The organism is Parasphingorhabdus sp. (assembly GCF_049667325.1).
Classification (GTDB): domain Bacteria; phylum Pseudomonadota; class Alphaproteobacteria; order Sphingomonadales; family Sphingomonadaceae; genus Parasphingorhabdus.
Map to the genome: position 1 here is coordinate 1 of NZ_JBATHY010000050.1, position 18,316 is coordinate 18,316.

The 18,316-nt window shown below is 56.4% G+C and carries 18 protein-coding genes and 1 tRNA gene; 14 read left to right on the forward strand and 5 right to left on the reverse strand.

What is annotated here, in order from left to right:
• The coding region (locus WBM93_RS02755; RefSeq protein ID WP_424427933.1) for a glycine--tRNA ligase subunit alpha at nt 1–523 on the reverse strand (523 nt) is incomplete at its 3' end.
• A gap of 246 nt (nt 524–769) precedes the next feature.
• Between WBM93_RS02755 and WBM93_RS02760 the strand changes: the two genes are divergently transcribed.
• From WBM93_RS02760 to WBM93_RS02795, 8 genes are all read left to right on the forward strand, one after another.
• The gene (locus WBM93_RS02760; RefSeq protein ID WP_424427935.1) at nt 770–1,711 is read left to right on the forward strand and encodes a TraB/GumN family protein; all 942 of its coding nucleotides are present in this window, start codon (nt 770–772) and stop codon (nt 1,709–1,711) included.
• Nucleotides 1,712–1,763: 52 nt separating this feature from the next.
• A complete protein-coding gene (locus WBM93_RS02765) occupies nt 1,764–2,678 on the forward strand; it encodes a TraB/GumN family protein (RefSeq protein WP_424427937.1) in 915 nt (304 codons plus the stop codon).
• Nucleotides 2,679–2,690: 12 nt separating this feature from the next.
• Nucleotides 2,691–3,488: an acyl-CoA thioesterase gene (locus tag WBM93_RS02770; RefSeq protein ID WP_424427939.1), complete on the forward strand. Its 798-nt coding sequence runs from the start codon at nt 2,691–2,693 to the stop codon at nt 3,486–3,488.
• 124 nt (nt 3,489–3,612) lie between these two features.
• Nucleotides 3,613–4,296 carry a 50S ribosomal protein L25/general stress protein Ctc gene (locus WBM93_RS02775; RefSeq protein WP_424427941.1) on the forward strand — a complete coding sequence of 228 codons (684 nt, stop codon included), beginning with the start codon at nt 3,613–3,615 and terminating at the stop codon, nt 4,294–4,296.
• Nucleotides 4,297–4,406: 110 nt separating this feature from the next.
• Nucleotides 4,407–4,976, forward strand: coding sequence for an aminoacyl-tRNA hydrolase (gene pth / locus WBM93_RS02780; protein ID WP_424427943.1), 570 nt, complete (start codon nt 4,407–4,409; stop codon nt 4,974–4,976).
• A gap of 84 nt (nt 4,977–5,060) precedes the next feature.
• The gene (locus WBM93_RS02785; RefSeq protein ID WP_424427945.1) at nt 5,061–5,741 is read left to right on the forward strand and encodes a hypothetical protein; all 681 of its coding nucleotides are present in this window, start codon (nt 5,061–5,063) and stop codon (nt 5,739–5,741) included.
• A gap of 112 nt (nt 5,742–5,853) precedes the next feature.
• Nucleotides 5,854–6,954, forward strand: coding sequence for a redox-regulated ATPase YchF (gene ychF / locus WBM93_RS02790; RefSeq protein WP_424427946.1), 1,101 nt, complete (start codon nt 5,854–5,856; stop codon nt 6,952–6,954).
• A 47-nt stretch (nt 6,955–7,001) separates the two neighbouring features.
• Nucleotides 7,002–8,246, forward strand: a complete 1,245-nt coding sequence (locus WBM93_RS02795; protein ID WP_424427948.1) for an ectonucleotide pyrophosphatase/phosphodiesterase — start codon at nt 7,002–7,004, stop codon at nt 8,244–8,246.
• 27 nt (nt 8,247–8,273) lie between these two features.
• Here WBM93_RS02795 and WBM93_RS02800 read toward each other — a convergent pair whose 3' ends face one another.
• Together WBM93_RS02800 and mutL are read right to left on the reverse strand one after the other, a co-directional pair.
• The gene (locus WBM93_RS02800) at nt 8,274–8,747 is read right to left on the reverse strand and encodes a hypothetical protein (protein ID WP_424427950.1); all 474 of its coding nucleotides are present in this window, start codon (nt 8,745–8,747) and stop codon (nt 8,274–8,276) included.
• Nucleotides 8,748–8,842: 95 nt separating this feature from the next.
• The gene (gene mutL / locus WBM93_RS02805) at nt 8,843–10,648 is read right to left on the reverse strand and encodes a DNA mismatch repair endonuclease MutL (RefSeq protein ID WP_424427952.1); all 1,806 of its coding nucleotides are present in this window, start codon (nt 10,646–10,648) and stop codon (nt 8,843–8,845) included.
• A 151-nt stretch (nt 10,649–10,799) separates the two neighbouring features.
• On the opposite strand from mutL, the gene WBM93_RS02810 reads away from it, so the two are divergent.
• From WBM93_RS02810 to WBM93_RS02835, 6 genes are all read left to right on the forward strand, one after another.
• A complete protein-coding gene (locus WBM93_RS02810) occupies nt 10,800–11,837 on the forward strand; it encodes a rod shape-determining protein (RefSeq protein WP_424427953.1) in 1,038 nt (345 codons plus the stop codon).
• A gap of 49 nt (nt 11,838–11,886) precedes the next feature.
• Entirely contained in the window at nt 11,887–12,789 is a 903-nt protein-coding gene (mreC, locus tag WBM93_RS02815; protein ID WP_424427955.1) for a rod shape-determining protein MreC, read from the forward strand.
• Nucleotides 12,789–13,304 carry a rod shape-determining protein MreD gene (locus WBM93_RS02820; RefSeq protein ID WP_424427957.1) on the forward strand — a complete coding sequence of 172 codons (516 nt, stop codon included), beginning with the start codon at nt 12,789–12,791 and terminating at the stop codon, nt 13,302–13,304. The genes mreC and WBM93_RS02820 overlap by 1 nt, the downstream gene beginning before the upstream one ends.
• Nucleotides 13,301–15,265, forward strand: a complete 1,965-nt coding sequence (gene mrdA / locus WBM93_RS02825) for a penicillin-binding protein 2 (protein ID WP_424427958.1) — start codon at nt 13,301–13,303, stop codon at nt 15,263–15,265. The genes WBM93_RS02820 and mrdA overlap by 4 nt, the downstream gene beginning before the upstream one ends.
• A gap of 3 nt (nt 15,266–15,268) precedes the next feature.
• Nucleotides 15,269–16,381 carry a rod shape-determining protein RodA gene (rodA, locus tag WBM93_RS02830; protein ID WP_424427960.1) on the forward strand — a complete coding sequence of 371 codons (1,113 nt, stop codon included), beginning with the start codon at nt 15,269–15,271 and terminating at the stop codon, nt 16,379–16,381.
• A gap of 56 nt (nt 16,382–16,437) precedes the next feature.
• Nucleotides 16,438–16,513: transfer RNA gene (locus tag WBM93_RS02835), tRNA-Lys, on the forward strand.
• A 218-nt stretch (nt 16,514–16,731) separates the two neighbouring features.
• On the opposite strand, the gene WBM93_RS02840 is transcribed toward WBM93_RS02835, so the two are convergent.
• Complete coding sequence (locus WBM93_RS02840) at nt 16,732–17,007, reverse strand: HU family DNA-binding protein (protein ID WP_424427962.1); 276 nt, start codon at nt 17,005–17,007, stop codon at nt 16,732–16,734.
• A 238-nt stretch (nt 17,008–17,245) separates the two neighbouring features.
• Nucleotides 17,246–18,316, reverse strand: a 1,071-nt coding sequence (locus tag WBM93_RS02845) for a S16 family serine protease (protein ID WP_424427964.1), incomplete at its 5' end; no start/stop codon positions are given.

The window sequence follows — 18,316 nt, forward strand, 5'->3', positions numbered from 1 at the left end:
GGATATACATAGCCAGCCGTTCGAGGCCGTAGGTCAGTTCGCCAGCGACCGGCTTGCAGTCATAGCCGCCCATCTGCTGGAAATAGGTGAACTGGGTGACTTCCATGCCGTCGCACCAGACTTCCCAGCCGAGGCCCCAGGCGCCGAGCGTCGGGCTTTCCCAGTCATCCTCAACAAAGCGGATATCGTGGAGCATCGGATCGATGCCGATCGCTACCAGACTGTCGAGATAGAGCTGCTGGATATCCGGCGGCGATGGCTTGAGCACCACCTGATATTGGTAATAATGCTGGAGCCGGTTGGGATTTTCGCCATAGCGGCCATCGGTCGGACGGCGGCAGGGCTGCACGAATGCGGCGTTCCAGGGGTCGGGACCAAGCGCGCGCAAGGTCGTTGCCGTGTGGAACGTCCCTGCCCCCATTTCAATGTCATAGGGTTGCAGGATCACACAGCCCTGATCGCTCCAGTAATTGTGGAGTTTCAGGATGATCTGCTGGAAGCTGAGAGGCTTCGTATCGGACAAAATGAAGACTTTCTTCGCGGCTGCAATATATCCCGCCCGCTTTGGCGAATGGGTGGCATAGGGTCAAGGGAGGATTGGCCGCGCAGCAACCTTATTCGTCATGCTGACCCCGTTTCAACACGACGTGCGATATTTTCTGGCCGCAAGAGGTCCTGAACCAAGTTCAGGATGACGAGCAAATTTCGCTGGGCATTTGCGATCAATTGTTGAATGTAGCCCTTTCCTTTCCTTCGGAGCAACTTGTTCATGGCGCGTCGCTGGCTTTCCAACGTCTTACTGTTCCCCCTTTATCTCTCGCTAACCGCCTGCCCGGCCACTCGGGCAGATACGGTGAGTGCCGGCGACAATGCTGTTGCCACCGTCACACCCGCGGTCATGCCGGATGATCCCGACCCCGCGCTCTGGGTGATCAAGGATGAAGACACGACCATCTATCTGTTCGGTACCGTCCATATCCTCAAGCCCGGAATGACCTGGTTTGACGAAGCGGTGAAGGAGAGTTTTGACGCCTCGGACGAACTGGTCATCGAAATGATCAAGCCGGACCCTGCCGTAATGACAAAAATCGTTACCGATCTGGCGATCGACAAGACCGGTGTATCCTTGCGCGACAAGCTGACCGCCGAGGACCGGACCGATTTTGAAGCGACAATGACCAGACTGGGGCTGCCGGTCGCCGCGTTCGATCCCCTCGATCCATGGTTCGCCAGCGTCAATCTTTCGCTGATCCCCTTGATGCGCAACGGATATGCTGCCGATCAGGGAGTGGAGGACGAGTTGCTTGCGCACGCCAGAGCACGGGCGATCAAGATTACCGGCCTTGAAACACCGGAGCAGCAATTGGGGTTTTTCGACAATCTGCCCGAAGACGTCCAGATCCGCTTTCTCAACTTCACCGTCGACACGATTGCCGAGGCCGCTGACGGAATGGAACAGATGGTCGCCGAATGGGCCAATGCCAATGTCGATGCGCTGGGCGAACTGATGAACGCCGGCCTGGAGGACAAGATTTTGTACGAAACCTTGCTGGTCAATCGCAACATCACCTGGGCCGAATGGGTCGATCAGCGGATGGCACAGCCCGGAACGGTGTTTCTGGCGGTCGGAGCCGGCCATCTTGCCGGAGAAAGCAGCTTACAGGCGCTGCTTACAAAAAAAGGCATCGTTGTAGAACGGATCGAATATTGATTTTTCTCACGCACGACTTTTCTTTTGACGGCAGGCACACCAAATAGTCGTTATGCGTATCCTTACCTCCATCCTGACGCTGATTGCGTCGTTGATGCTCACCGCGTGCAACAATGCGCCTGCTTCGGTCACTCTTAACACCGTCAAGGTCGGCACGCCCGCCCTTTGGAAGATCAGCGGAACCCGGCCCGGACAGATTGGTACGGCCTATATGTTCGGCACCATCCACATCCTGCCCGAGGACGTGCAATGGCGCACGCCAGCGCTTGAGGATGCGATTGCCCAGTCCGACCGGCTGGTGATTGAAGTGCTCGGACTGGATGACACAGAGAATGCGGCAAAAATATTCTCGCGGCTGGCGGTCTCGCCGGGACAGGAGAAGCTTCAGGCCCGGATCAAGCCGTCCTTGCGCGATGACCTCGACCGGATCATCGACGCCGCGGATGTTCCGGTGCGTGCGCTCAACCGGATGGAGACCTGGGCAGCAGCCCTCTCGCTGGCTTCCGCCCAAACCAGGGGTCTCGGGCTTAATTCCAGCGGCGGAGTGGAGAAAAAACTCAGCGCCCAGTTTGAAAAGGCCGGCAAGCCGATCGAGGCACTGGAAACCATCGAGCTGCAACTGGGTTATTTCGACAAGCTTCCCGAGCAACAGCAACGCCAGATGCTGACCAGCGTGGTCGAGGATTCAGGCGATGCTCAGCAAGATTTTGAGCATCTGTTCAACGCATGGATGACCGGAAATATCGAGGAAATCGTGACGCTTTCCGATGGCGGAATATTGACCGATCCGACGACCCGCGAATATCTGCTGGTGGCGCGCAATCTGAATTGGGCGGAACAGCTCGACAAGCGCTTGCAGAAAACTGGCACATCGCTAGTGGCGGTTGGCGCGGCCCATCTCGCCGGACCGGATTCGGTTCAGTCGACACTCGCGAAGCGCGGCTACAAAATCGAAAAAATCCAGTAATCAGGGCATATAATGACATTTATATTTGATCGCGAAACCGCTCTGGTAGCGCTGGAAGACGGGCAGTTTACCATCGAGGCAAGCGACGTTTATCGCAACCCCACCGGCATGGCTTTCGGTGGATGGGTTGCGGCGATCGCTGCCCAGGCGATCGAAATGCATCCCGAACGCCGTGGCCCGCTGGTCTCGCAACAGATTATGTTCATGACCGGTGTCGGACCGGGCGATGTCAACCTGTCCGTTACATTGCTCCGAGCTGGCGCCTCGACACAGTTCTGGCGGGTAGAACTGTCGCAAAATGGCGCGTTGACCAACTCCGCCGATATTATCACCAGCACCCGCCGGCCAACGGACATCGACTATCAGGTCGAAATACCGTCGATCAAACCTCCAGAGGATTCAATAGCCTTGCCGTCAGTCAATCCGATGGCGCCAGCATGGGTCACCCATTATGACCAGCGAATTGCCAAGGGCATGCCCTTTGCGGTCAATGAATCTCCCGAAGCCCTGGTCTGGATCAAGGAAGCGGACGGTCGTCCGGTCGACCGGGTCAGCCTTTTCTCGATCTGCGACACGCCGATGCCGCGGACATTTTTCGTTACCGAACAATTCCGTCCCGGTTCGACCGTATCCATGGCCACCTATATATACGCCAGCGACGAGGATCTGGCGGCGGCGGGGAGCGATTTCATGCTGCTGCGGGTGACCGGCGCAACGGTCAGGAACAGCGCCGCTGACGGGCGAGTGGAGCTGTGGTCGCAAAGCGGTATTTTGCTCGCTACAAGCTCCCAGATCGGATTCTTCCGCTAGCTTAGACCCCTAATGCAAATCCCTTGCTTTTGCGACAAACCGACCTTATAGCGCCCTCTTTCCGGCCATGAGCACCCTGGAGGCGTGGCGGAAATCTAACAAAACCTAATTTTGGAGCAACATTATGAGTGATCAGCTGACTATTTCAGCCGAGCCACGCGAACGGGCTGGCAAGGGAGCCTCCCGTGCACTGCGTCGCGAAGGCCGTGTCCCCGCCGTATTATATGGTGATAAAAAAGAAGCCGTGACGATCCATGTCGAAGCGAAGGCGCTGAACAAGCTGCTTGGCACAGGTCATTTCATGAACTCGCTGATACAGGTTGAACTGGGTGGCAAAAAAACCCGTACGCTTCCTAAAGATGTTGCTTTTGATCCGGTTACTGACCGTCCGCTCCATGTTGATTTCTTCCGCCTTTCAAAGGGCGCGAAAGTCGAGGTCGCTATTCCGGTTGTATTCGTCAACGAAGAAGAATCTCCTGGCCTGAAACGTGGCGGCGTATTGAACGTGGTTCGTCACGAACTCGAATTGCTCTGCGATGCCGATCATATTCCCGATGAAATCGAAATCGACGTCACGGGCCTCGAAATCGGCGACTCTATTCATATTTCCCAAGTCACTTTGCCAGCGGGTTCAGAGACGGGACCGATTGATCGTGATTATACGATTGCCGGTGTTGTCGCACCATCCGCACTGAAATCTTCCGAAGATGAAGCCGCTGAAGACGAAGCGGAAGAAGGCGAAGAAGGCGAAGAAGGTGCCGAAGGCGAAGAAGGTGCCGAAGGCGAAGAAGGCGGTTCAGACAGCTAGACCTTTCCTTACAAAACAATGTAACGAAAAACCGTCCATGCTTATTTTTCAAAGCATGGGCGGTTTTTTTCTGTCAAGAAACCCGAATCAAGCAGGGAGCGCTTTCGAAAATGCAGCTATGGGTCGGCCTTGGCAATCCGGGTACGCAATATGCGATGCACCGGCACAATGTCGGTTTCATGGTCATTGACGCGCTGGAAGAAGTACATGGGTTTCCCCCGCCCAAGCAGAAGTTCAAAGGCTGGACGATGGAAGCGCGGCTCGGCGGAGAAAAGCTGATCCTGCTCAAACCGGGGACGTTCATGAATGAAAGCGGCCAAAGCGTGCGCGCCGCTCTGGATTTCTACAAATTGCAACCGGAAGATGTCACCGTCTTTTACGACGAGCTTGACCTCGAGGCGTTCAAAATCAAGGTCAAACGCGGCGGCGGTGCAGCTGGCCACAATGGCATCAGGTCGATGATTGCCCATATCGGCCCCGAATTCCGCCGGGTCCGTATCGGTATCGGCCATCCAGGACACAAAGCGCGGGTGACTGGCCATGTGCTGGGCAATTATGCGACGGCGGAAATTGATCATCTGGCGGATATGCTGGGCGTGATTGCCGCAGAAGCGGACTGGCTGGCAAAGGGCGATGACGCGCGCTTCATGAGTGAAGTTGCGATGCGGATGCAGGAATGACCGCCAAACTGGAATATTTTCCAAAATCCCGCTAAAAGGATCCTAACAGCCACCACATCGGGTCCGGGATCTTTGGAGATCGGCATGACAGAGGACAGCCAAAAGGCAGCCAATTCGAAACGCGGGAACAGCCACATCAAACCTTGGCTTGGCAAATTGCTGCTCGCCGCTCTGACCGCTATCGGCATGGCCCTTGTGGGCTATTTCACCGGACTGATTCCCACTTTCCTCGACCCCTATTTTGGCAATATTCCCCGGCATGAAATCGCGGTCGAGGTGATCGATGAAAAGAGCGGAAAGGGTATCGATGGTGCGGAAGTATCGATCAGCGAAGTGGGACAGGCCGAGAATGGATCAACAGCCGGTCTGCTGGACCGGGAACGGCTCAGCGATGGTGATGCAAGACTACTCGCCGAAACAGCCTCCGAAAACGGGAAGCTGAAGGTCGAATATACCGCCAACGGAAAGGCATATCGTTATCGCCAGGTGTTCAAATTTTCCGACCTGTCGACCGTGTCGCTCAAGTTTCCGCGCGACTTCTCCTATGATGGCAAAGGAAAAAAACCCGGGCAGGTCGACGCGGGCCTGTTGAAACCGATAGAAGGTTTCGCCATCATGCCGGGCAGCAACGAAGCCGTTACCCGACAGAAAGAGAGTCTCGACAACGCCTATGGCGAAGCCGCCTTGTCTCTGGACGATGTAACCGCACAGATGCAGGGCGCAAGAGAGGCACGCGCGGAAGAGGCGGCCAAAAAGAGCCAGTAAGGCCGGATGATGGCCACCTCCGGACTTGATTCAAAATCCAAAGCGTATATGCGCGGTTTCAAATTGAAATGAGAATTAATGGCAGGACAATCCTGCGTGTCGGAGTTTCCTAATGGGTTTCAAATGTGGTATCGTTGGTCTTCCCAACGTCGGAAAATCAACGCTTTTCAATGCACTGACCGAGACACAGGCGGCGCAGGCGGCCAATTATCCTTTTTGCACGATCGAACCGAATGTCGGTCAGGTTGCGGTTCCCGATCCGCGGCTGCAGCAGATCGCGAAGATCGGCAATAGTGCCAAGATCATCGAGACCCAGCTGGCGTTTGTCGACATTGCCGGCCTGGTCAAAGGCGCATCGCAGGGCGAAGGCCTCGGCAACCAGTTTCTCGGTAATATCCGGGAGGTTGACGCGATTGTCCATGTGCTGCGCTGCTTCGAAGATGACGACATCCAGCATGTTTCGAACAAAATCGACCCCATTTCCGATGCGGAAATTGTCGAGACCGAACTATTACTCTCGGATCTCGAAAGCCTTGAGAAGCGGGTACCCGCGTTCCAGAAAAAAGCCACCAGCGGCGACAAGGAAGCCAAGATTGCCGCCAATGTCCTGGGCCAGGCTTTGGAATTGCTCCGAGAAGGCAAGCCGGCGCGCCTGACCGAGCCGGAAGGCGAGGAAGAGCAACGGATTTTTGACCAGTCCCAGCTGCTGACCGCAAAACCGGTGCTTTATGTCTGCAATGTCGACGAAGGCGATGCCCAGAATGGCAACGAGATGAGCGCTGCAGTATTTGAAAAGGCCAAGGCAGAAGGCGCGGAAGCGGTAATCGTCTCCGCTGCAATCGAATCCGAACTGGTCAGCATGGAACCGGAAGAGCGGGTTGAATATCTCGCCGACCTCGGTTTGGAAGAATCAGGCCTCGCGCGGGTCATTCGTGCCGGATATCAGCTGCTCAACCTGCAGACCTTCTTCACCGTCGGCCCCAAGGAAGCACGGGCATGGACCGTCCACAAAGGCGCCAAAGCGCCCGAAGCGGCAGGAGAAATCCACAGCGACTTTGAACGCGGCTTCATTCGCGCCGAAACCATCGCCTTTGACGATTATGTCGAACTTGGCGGCGAAAGCGCCGCCCGCGATGCCGGAAAGCTCCGTCAGGAGGGCAAGGAATATGTCGCGAAAGATGGCGATATCTTCAATTTCAAATTCAATGTCTGATCGGTCACACGATCTGGCGAAGCGCCGATAACCGGGAAACAGACAGCATGATAAGAACCATATTTTCTCTGATTGTGGCGAGCTTTCTATTCGCTGGCATCCCCGCTTATTCCGCAACGACCCCCGAACAGGAAGATTCGGGTAGCGAAAAAACCGAGATGCGCGATCCGGTGACGATATTGATCTCGATCGACGGCTTCCGTCCCGATTATCTGGATCGCGGGATCACCCCCCATCTCAGCGCACTGGCGGCATCCGGCGTATATGGTCCGATGCGCCCGTCTTTCCCGAGCAAGACCTTCCCCAATCACTGGACACTGGTAACCGGCAAGACTCCCGATCATCACGGGATTGTCGGCAACACCATGGAAGACAGCCAGAGGCCGGGCGAGGTTTTCAAAATGGCTACCAAGGATCCTTTCTGGTGGAGTCAGGCAGAACCAATCTGGATTACCGCCGAAAAACAGGACATCCGCACCGCGACCATGTTCTGGCCGGGATCGGAAGTGGATTTCAATGGCATTCGTCCCGCGGACTGGTGGCCGTTTAACGAAAAACTGTCGAATGACCGCCGGGTCAGCGCGGTTGTCGACTGGATGCGACGGCCCTCGGACATCCGCCCCGCGCTGGTAACGCTCTATTTCGATACGGTCGACACCGCCGGCCATTTTTTTGGCCCCGCACCGAGCGACAAGTTGCACGCCGCTATTATCGCGGTGGACGCGGAAATAGGTCGCTTGAAACAGCAGCTTGATGCGCTCGAACAACCGGTGAATTTCGTCATCGCATCGGATCACGGCATGACCGAAACCGCGCCCGATCGGATCATCCACCTCGACCAGATACTGGCACGCGATCAATATCGCCTGATCGAAGACGGCAACTATGCCGGATTTGAACCATTGGAAGGCAATGAAGCGGCCCTGCACGCGGCCTTTCTCCGCCCGCACGAAAATATGCAATGCTGGGACCGCGAGAATATTCCGGCGGAATTGGCTTATGGCAAGAACCCACGCGTGCCCTCGATCCTCTGCCTGCCGGAGATCGGCTGGGTCGTCTATCAGGATGTCCCGGAATGGATGACCGGCATTGGCGGCGGCCACGGCTATGATCACCGCGAGCCTGACATGATGGCATTTTTCCTGGCGAGCGGCCCGACGATAAGCGCGGGCGGTAAGCTACCGGCATTTGACAACGTGAATATCTATTCGCTTGTTGCGAAGCTGGCGGGCGTAAAACCGGTTGCCAGCGACGGCAGCATCGCTCCGTTCGAGCAGCTTCTCACCCCCTGATTTCCGTCAATCCGCCCGCGATCAACTTTATGGTTCGGGCTCGTCGATCCTGATATAGACAAGCCCGACCGGGTCGCTGTCTTTGACGCTGCAGTCTTTCGGATCGACAATCCGGTCTCCGCGAAAGCCCGTCAATCCGGTGCCTTCCTCATTCAACGTCAACCCCATGCCGACCCATATCTGGCGCGAGCATTTCTCCTGCATCGAGCGGGAGTTGGGAGCGCGGTGCGCGCCATAGATCAGGTTGCCGTATATGGTTGCGGTAAAGTCGACTTCGCCTTCGTTGTTGCTCGACGAATGTTTCGAATGTCGAGAAGTCAGGCTGGAACCTTCTTGAGTAAAATAGAAAATCCGACCGTCATCCTGTTGCCAGTAGCCGGTCAGAGCGGTTTCTGCCTGCTGCATATTATCGATTCTGTCGGAGGCAGGGTGTGCCTGGGCCAAGACACCATCTGCCAACAACAGAGCGAGAAGCGTAAAGGCCGAATGGCGGTATATCATGGCAAGCTCCCCTATCATTCCAATCTTGTGCCTAATCAGATCAGGAATTCAGGCAATGATCCTGATCACAATCCGCATTTCGAACAGCGATGGATTCACTTTCGACCAAATAGTTTTTCCACATCTTCAAGCGCTAGCTTCACCCATGTCGGGCGGCCATGATTGCACTGGCCGCTATGCGGCGTCACTTCCATTTCGCGGAGCAGCGCATTCATTTCTGCGACGCTCAGCACCCGCCCTGCCCGCACCGAACCGTGGCAGGCCATCGTCGATGCGACATGGTCGACCCGCTCCTTGAGGCTGAGCGCTTGATCATAGGCACCGAGTTCATCCGCCAGATCGGTGACCAGTTGTTTAACATCGCCCGAGCCGAGCATCGCCGGTGTCGCGCGCACCAGCATAGCCGTCGCGCCGAAGCGTTCCAATTCCAGTCCGAAATCGGACAATTCTGCGGCGCGTGCTTCAAGCCTGTCGCAGGCATTTTCATCCAGTTCGACAACTTCTGCCATCAGCAGCGCCTGAGACGCCACCGTGCCGCCCTCGACCGCCTTGCGCATCCGCTCCAGCACAAGCCGTTCGTGCGCCGCGTGCTGGTCGACGATCACCAGACCGTCTTCCGCCTCGGCGACAATATAGGTTTTGGCCACCTGGCCGCGGGCAATGCCCAGCGGATGACGCGCTGCGTCGGGTACCGGCCCGGAAGCCTCCTCCGCCCTGCCCATAAGCGGAGCGATATCTTCGCGCGGATCAAAGCCTGCGAAAGCACTGACATGCTCTTGCACCTGCGCCGACGGATAAGGCTGTTGTGCCACATTGGCCCTGCCATGCGCGGTAAAAATACTGGTTTGCGGATCGGGGGCGGACGGTTCCGTTTGCCATTTTGAAAGCGCCGATTCGGAGGGTCGCTGAACTGCGCGAAACCCGCCCTCGTCGAGCGCCTTTCTCAAACCGCTGACAATCATGCCGCGGATCATGGCCGGTTCGCGAAAACGCACTTCGGTCTTGGCCGGGTGTACATTCACGTCAACCAGTTCGGGTGGCATGTTGATAAACAAGGCGACAACCGGATGGCGATCCCGGGCAAGCATCTCGGCATAGGCGCCGCGCACCGCGCCGACCAGCAACCGGTCCTTGACCGGGCGACCGTTGACAAACAGAAACTGGTGATCGGCGACACCACGATTATAGGTGGGGAGTCCGGCCACTCCGGTCAGCCGAATCTCTTCCCGCTGCAAATCCACGCCGACGCTGTTGGCGCGCAGATCGCGGCTGGTCAGTGCGGCAACCCGCTCGGGGCCGGTTTCGCCGCCCTGCACCGCGATCGCCTTGCGCCCCTGATGCTCCAGAGTGAAACCGATGTCAGGCCGCGCCATTGCCAGTCGCCTGACGATATCGGTGCAGGCCGCATATTCGCTGCGGGCGGTGCGGAGAAATTTGCGCCGGGCCGGGACATTGGCGAAAAGCTGTTCGACACGTACCTTCGTTCCCGGCGGAATCGCGGTCGGGCCTTCGTGCACAAGTTCGCCATGATCGATCACCCGCGACCAGCCATCCTCACCGGCCATCCGGCTTTCAATCGTCATCCGTGCCACGCTGGCGATCGACGGCAAGGCTTCCCCGCGAAATCCCATGGTGGTTACCAGTTCAATTGCTTCATCCGGCAGTTTCGACGTTGCATGACGTTCCAGCGCCAGAGCAATATCGTCCCGGCTCATCCCGCAACCATTGTCAGCGACCTGAACCAGATCCAGTCCGCCCTGCTCCAGACGGATATTGATCTGGGTGGCCCCGGCATCAATCGAATTTTCGACCAGCTCTTTCAGGGCGCTGGCAGGGCGCTCCACAACCTCACCGGCGGCTATCCGATTTATCAGGCTGTTTGGAAGTCTTCTTATTGACATATTGTCGTTCCTAGCCCAAGCGACCTTGCCAAGCGACCCCTGATTTTCTGGGCGAAACCCATGGTTAATTTCATGACCCGTCCAGCTTAACTATCGCTTTGATCAATTGCCGCAGCTCCGCCTGCAAATATAAGAAATTACGGACAAAAATATGTTTGAAAATCTGTTCAAGTTCCGTTCGCAAGATTTGGCGATCGACCTCGGCACCGCGAATACAGTGGTATACGCAAGAGGTCGGGGAATCGTTCTCAACGAACCATCGGTCGTCGCGATCGAAACCATCAATGGTGTGAAAAAAGTCAAGGCCGTCGGCAATGACGCGAAGATGATGATGGGCAAAACGCCGGACAGCATCGAAGCCATCCGGCCATTGCGCGATGGTGTGATCGCGGACATCGATGTCGCGGAGCAGATGATCAAGCATTTCATCCAGAAAGTGAACGGCAAGAGCAAGCTGTTCAGCTATCCCGAAATCGTGATCTGCGTTCCCAGCGGATCGACATCGGTCGAACGCCGCGCGATTCGTGATGCCGCATCCAACGCCGGCGCGCGTCAGGTGTTTCTGATCGAAGAACCAATGGCAGCAGCGATTGGTGCAGACATGCCGGTTACCGAGCCCATAGGGTCGATGGTCGTCGACGTAGGTGGCGGCACAACCGAAGTTGCCGTGCTCTCGCTGCGTGGTCTGGCTTATACCACATCTGTCCGCACCGGCGGCGACAAGATGGACGAGGCTATCGTCTCTTATGTTCGTCGCCATCATAATCTGCTGATCGGCGAAACCACCGCTGAACGTATCAAGAAAGACTTTGGTGTAGCGCAAGCTCCAGCTGACGGCGTCGGCCACACTATCCATATCAAGGGTCGTGATCTGGTAAATGGCGTCCCGAAAGAAATTTCGATCAACCAGGGCCAGATCGCCGAAGCGCTCAGCGAGCCAATCGGAACGATCATCGAAGGGGTTCGTATCGCGCTGGAAAACACGGCACCCGAACTGGCTGCGGATATTGTCGATCAAGGTATCGTCCTGACCGGCGGCGGTGCGCTGATCAATGGACTTGACGCGGCGCTCAGTGATGAAACAGGTTTGCCGGTAACGGTCGCCGAAGACCCGCTGGCCTGTGTCGCGATTGGCACCGGTCGTGCGATGGAAGACCCGATGTTCCGGGGCGTCCTGACCACAGCCTGAATCAGCGCGAATGACGAAACAACGATTGGAAATGAAAGGATAAACCAATATGGCGCCGCCAATAAATCGGCGTCCAGGATTTTCCAAGCGGGCGCAATACAGCATTTTCGCTAGCTATTTGCTGGGCATATTGGGAGCGATCATCGGTCTGCTTCTGTTGCTCGTCTCATTCATCGATCCTCTCGGATTTTCCGCCCTTCGCACGATAGGCGCAGAAACGATCGCACCGGTCAGCAGAACGCTGTCCAACATCGGCGGTGCCACTGGCAGCGCCGGTGGCGAAATATCTGCCTATTTCAATGCGGCATCCAAAAATGCCGCGATGCAACGGGAAGTTGAACAGAATCGCATAGAAATCCTGGAAGCCCGTGCCCTCCGGCAGGAAAACGAACGCCTCAAACGGCTGCTCAAGCTCAACGAGGAAGTGCCCGATTCGATAGCGATGGCCCGGCTGATCAGCTCGACCGCGTCAAGCTCGCGCCGCATCGCGACATTGGGAGTCGGCAGTTCCAGTGGACTGGAGCCCGGCCAGCCCGTCCGCTCGCCCGAAGGACTAGTCGGCCGGATCTTGGAAACCGGGCCGACGACAGCCCGCGTCCTGCTCGTTTCGGACGGAAAGAATGTCACGCCGGTGCAACGGGCCAGCGACAGCCTTCCCGCCTTTGCCACCGGTCGGGGCGACGGCACTGTGGACATTCAGCCTATCAATATCGGTACCAATCCGTTCAAGGGCGGCGATCTTATGATCACTTCCGGTAGCGGCGGCCTGTACAGCCCAGGCATTCCCGTGGCCGTGGTCATTCGCAAGACCGAAACCGGTGCAATCGGTCGGGTTTTGGCCAATCCTGCCAAAGTCAGCCACGCGATTGTCCAGCCGATTTTCCAGGCGGAAACAGTGCGTCAGATCGCGGAAAATCCAATGACTGACCTGGAAGAGGAGACAGGCGAATAGTGGCCTGGTCCCGTCAATCCAGAATCGGCAGACAACCGTCCCAGTTGCGGATCAAGCTGGTGCCACCGATTACCGTCGTTCTGGGCTCGATGATCACGGCCCTGCCGATCATCACCGATTATCCTATTCTACCACCGATGGGTTTGCTTGCGGTCCTGGCCTGGCGTCTGATCCGTCCCGGATTCTGGCCGGTATGGGCCGGATTTCCGCTGGGCTTGATCGATGATATTTTCAGCGGACAGCCTTTTGGCAGTGCCGTGCTTCTCTGGTCGGTCGTTTTTATCTTCCTCGAAGCAATCGACAGGAAAGCCGTAAGCCGCGACTATTGGCAGGACTGGCTTATCGCCTCCATTGCAACGGTTTTTGTGCTAATAGGCGGTATGTTGATCGTCGATTTTCAAACCAATATGCTACGGCTCGACTTGCTTGTGCCACAGATGCTGTTGTCAATCCTGCTCTATCCGTTTGTTGCGCGGCTCATCGGCGCAGTTGACAATTGGCGGGTGGCTTCATGAGGCCCGCCAAAACGATAAGCAGCGCCATGCAGACGCTGACCTTTTCACGGAGAGCCACGGTTATCGGCGGATTGCAGGTCGGAGTTGGCGTGCTGCTCGCTGGCCGGATGGCCTATATCTCGGTCGCCGAGAACGAGCGGTACAAGCTGTTGTCGGAAAGCAACCGGGTCAACCTCACGCTCGTACCGCCCAGACGTGGCTGGCTGATCGACCGCAGCGGAAAACCGATTGCCAATAACAAGACCGATTTTCGTGTCGATATCATTCCCGACCGGTTGCGAGACAAGAAAAAAACCGTTGCAACGCTGGCCGAGCTGCTTGCGCTCGATTCGGAAGATCTGGAACGAATCAACCGCGAACTGGAGCAGGCGAGCAGCTTTCAACCGGTTCAGGTCGCCACCGGACTGAATTGGGAAGCCTATGCCGCCGTCAGTGTCAGATTGCCTGATCTTCCCGGCGTGTCTCCTCGTCAGGGTTTCTCGCGCAACTATCCGAGCGGCCCGGCGATCGGACATCTCGTCGGCTATGTCGGAACGGCATCTGCGGAAGAATATAAGGAAAATCCGGACCCGATATTGATCACGCCGGGATATAAAATCGGCAAGGACGGGTTGGAGCAGATCTTCGAGGACCGCTTGCAGGGCAAACCCGGTGCAAAACGGGTAGAAGTGACGGCGCGCGGCAAGATTGTAAGGGAACTCAGCACTCGCACCGATATTCCCGGCAAGGCGTTGCAATTGACCCTCGATATCGACCTGCAGGAATATGCTGCCCGCCGGTTGGGTACGCAGTCCGGGTCGGTGGTTGTCCTGGATTGTGATAGCGGCGACATTTTGACGATGACCTCGATGCCGTCCTTTGATCCGAACAGCTTCTCCGACGGCATCGGTGTCACAGAATATGGCATGCTGCGCGAAGACGACCATGTTCCTCTGCTCGACAAATCGCTCAAAAGCCTGTTTCCACCAGGATCGACCGTGAAGCCAATGGTCGCCCTCGCCTTTCTTCAGGCCGGACTGAGCCCCGACGAAACCATCAATTGCAATGGCGGTCTGCAGGTCGGCAACAGGCGATTCCGCTGCTGGAAGCGTGGTGGCCACGGGCGGGTCGATATGGCCAAGGGCATCTACCAGAGCTGCGATGTCTATTTTTATCACTTCGCCCAGAAAATCGGTATCAATCCGATAGCATTAATGGCCAATCGTCTGGGCCTGGGGCAAAAATATCCGTTGCCGGTTCCCAGCCAGTTTTACGGTACGGTTCCCGACCCGGCTTGGCTTCGCAAGAAATATGACCGGGAGTGGCAGGCCTATGATACGGTCAATACGACGATCGGCCAGGGATATATGCTGGTCAACCCGACCCAGCTCGCAGTCATGTCTGCGCGGATCGCGACCGGAAATCTCGTGGTCCCGCGCCTTATCATGAACAAGAAAAAAACACCGATGGAAACATTGAACCTCGATCCGGAACATCTCGTCTACGTGCAGAAAGCAATGAGCGATGTTGTCAACGGAGCGGGCACCGCCGGACGTGCACGATTGCCGCTTGAGAATGTGCAAATGGCCGGAAAAACCGGTACTGCCCAGGTGGTCAATCTCGATTTTGGCCGCGGGGGCAATGACGTGGCCTGGAAATATCGCGACCATGGCCTGTTCGTCTGTTTCGCCCCGGTTGACAATCCCCGCTATGCGGCGGCAGTGGTCATCGAGCATGGCGGCGGGTCGGGAGCAGCCTATCCAGTTGCTCGGGACGTACTTACTTTTCTCTACGATCGCCAGAAAGCGATGGATATCCTCACCGATCTCGAAACGTCTTGGGGTGGCACGATACAGGAGCGTATGGATTCGAAAATGGCAGCCTATCGCGCCAGAAAAGGACTGGAAAAGGCGATCGCCAAAAACCCCGTTGCGGCAAAACCGGAAACCACCGAAACCACCCAAACCGGTGCCGGAGAATAGCAGTTGAGTGATTTCATTCCAGCGCCGATTGCGCAGCTTCCTTGGAAAACAATCCTGCTTCTGTTCGTCATGGCCAGCTTTGGCTTTATTGTCCTCTATTCGGCAGCGGGAGGCAGCCTCAGCCCATGGGCGGGTCTGCACATGGGCCGGTTCGTGGTATTTCTCGCGATGGCGGTGGTGATGTCGCGGTTCAAGGAAACTTTCTGGAAAACCATGGCCTTCCCGACCTATATCATTATCGTTGTCATGCTGGTCGGCGTAGAACTGATCGGCGCCGTCGGTGGCGGCAGCCAGCGATGGCTCAACTTCGGTTTCATCCGGATCCAGCCATCGGAATTGATGAAAGTCGCTATAATATTGGCGGTCGCCCGGTTTTATGATCTTTTGCCACCCAGCCAGATCAGGACCTGGGGTGCGATTTGGCCACTTTTCGCTTTGCTGGCGGTTCCTTGCGCACTGATTCTCCTGCAACCCGATCTCGGCACCACGATAACCGTGTTTGTCGGCGCGCTGACCGTCGCCTTTCTGGCCGGACTGCCTCTGCGTCTGTTCATCGGCGGCGGAGCGGCGGTCGCAGTCATGGCACCGATAGCCTATTTCTTTGCGCTGGAAGAATATCAGCAGAAGCGCGTGACGACCTTCCTCAACCCGGAAAATGATCCGCTGGGATCGGGCTATCATATCAGTCAATCAAAGATCGCAATCGGCTCTGGCGGCCTGTTTGGCAAAGGTTTCATGAACGGCACCCAGAGCCATCTCGATTATTTGCCCGAGGGACATACCGATTTTGTGTTCGCAACCATGGCCGAGGAATGGGGCTTGGCGGGCGGAATAGTGGTCCTGTTCTGCTTCTTTTTGCTGTTCCGCTGGGGCCTTGGGGTGGCGATGAAAGCGAAAACCCGATTCTCCCAACTAACCGCAGCAGGACTGACGGTCACAATCTTCTTCTATGTCGCGATCAACCTGATGATGGTGATGGGCCTGGCACCGGTGGTTGGTATCCCTTTGCCCTTCCTCAGCCACGGCGGCTCATCGATGATGACGATCATGATATGTGTCGGCATATTGATGTCGATCGACCGTCATCCCGGTCGCCAAGGCGGCGCATTTGGATGATTTCTGCAACCAAGCTGTTGCACTCGCTCCATTCGGCCTTATATAGCCCCTCTAATGGACGCTTAGCTCAGTTGGTAGAGCAGCTGACTCTTAATCAGCGGGTCGTGGGTTCGAACCCCTCAGCGTCTACCATTTTTGCCGACAGAGAAACCATCCGGCGGATGGTTTCCGGCAAAAATCCCGAGCGCAAGCGAGGGCATCCCCCAATCAAGATCACCAATCATACCCACGCCAATTCAGCTCTACCCGATCACCCATAGAAAAAGGCGGGCCCCTTTTCGAGGTCCCGCCTGATATTTCTAGAACAAAGTGCGAAAAAATGGGGAGCGAAACTCTGCTCCCCGGTTCAATTATTTGTTGACGGCGTCTTTCAAGCCCTTGCCGGCCTTGAATTTTGCTTGTGTCGATGCTGGAATCTGCATCGGTTCACCGGTACGCGGATTGCGGCCGGTTGAAGCTTTACGCTTTGAAGTCGAGAATGTGCCGAAGCCGACGAGACGAACTTCGCCGCCGCCTGACAATGCACTGGTGATGGATTCAAATACGGCATCGACCGCTTTGCCGGCATCGCTCTTGCTTAGGCCGCTGTGGTCCGCAACGTTACTGATAAGATCCTGTTTATTCATTTTGGGTATCCCCCCTTCTCTATTGGCAATTCTTTTGAATCGCATCTTTGTCTTGCGGCAGTAATGCGAAATTATCCGGATGAGTCAAAGAAAAACCGCTGTTTTCTGCGCCAAACCCCAATTTTTTACGACAAATCATGGTAAATGACCCAATAGGTCGCGAAGCTCGGCTTGTTTCGATAAATTAAAGACCGCATTTCAACTTCGATTCCGCCCCGCGACTCGATAGCAATCACCCTCAATGCCGCGCTGCGGAACCCGTATCATCGGTAATCGGAGCAGTGGCATGGCTGGCGAGTTCGTCCGCATCGCTCCACTCGATCGGTTCCACCTTGTCCGCGAGCGCTTCGGCGAGCACTTCGTCGACATGGCTGAGCGGAATAATCTTGAGTTGGGAGGTGATGCTTTCCGGAATTTCGACCAGATCTTTTTCGTTGTCAGCCGGAATCAACACCGTGGTGATCCCGCCGCGCAACGCAGCCAGGAGTTTTTCCTTGAGACCGCCAATCGGCAATATCCGACCGCGCAAGGTGACTTCGCCGGTCATGGCCACTTCGCGGCGCACCGGAATCCCGGTCAAGGTCGATACGATGGCAGTGACGAGACCGACACCGGCGGACGGGCCGTCTTTCGGCACAGCGCCTTCGGGCAAATGGATATGAATATCCTTGCGGCTGAATATACTCGGTTTGATGCCGTAGGAAGGTGCACGCGCTTTCACAAAAGAGAGCGCTGCCTGAATGGATTCATTCATTACGTCGCCCAGCGTACCGGTGGTCTTGATCTGTCCTTTGCCGGACACGGTCACGGATTCGATTGTCAGCAACTCGCCACCCACTTCGGTCCAGGCAAGGCCGGTCACCGCGCCAACCTGGTTTTCTTCCTCGCCGACACCATGACGATATTTTTGCACACCGGCATAGTCGGCAAGATTGTCGGGGGTGATTTCAATTCCCTTATATTCGCCTTCTAGAATGCGGCGCAGAGCCTTGCGCGCAAGCTTTGCGATTTCGCGTTCCAGAGTCCGGACGCCGGCTTCCCGGGTATAGAAGCGGATCAGATCGCGCAGCGCATCTTCGCGCAGCGAAAACTCACCCTTTTTCAAACCATGAGCCTCGATCTGCTTTTCCAGCAGATGGCGCTTGGCGATCTCGACTTTCTCGTCTTCGGTATAGCCTTCAAGCCGGATGATCTCCATTCGGTCGAGCAAGGCCTGGGGAAGATTGAGCGAGTTGGCGGTTGTCACGAACATGACGTCCGACAGATCAATATCGATTTCAAGATAATGGTCCTGGAACTTGTCATTCTG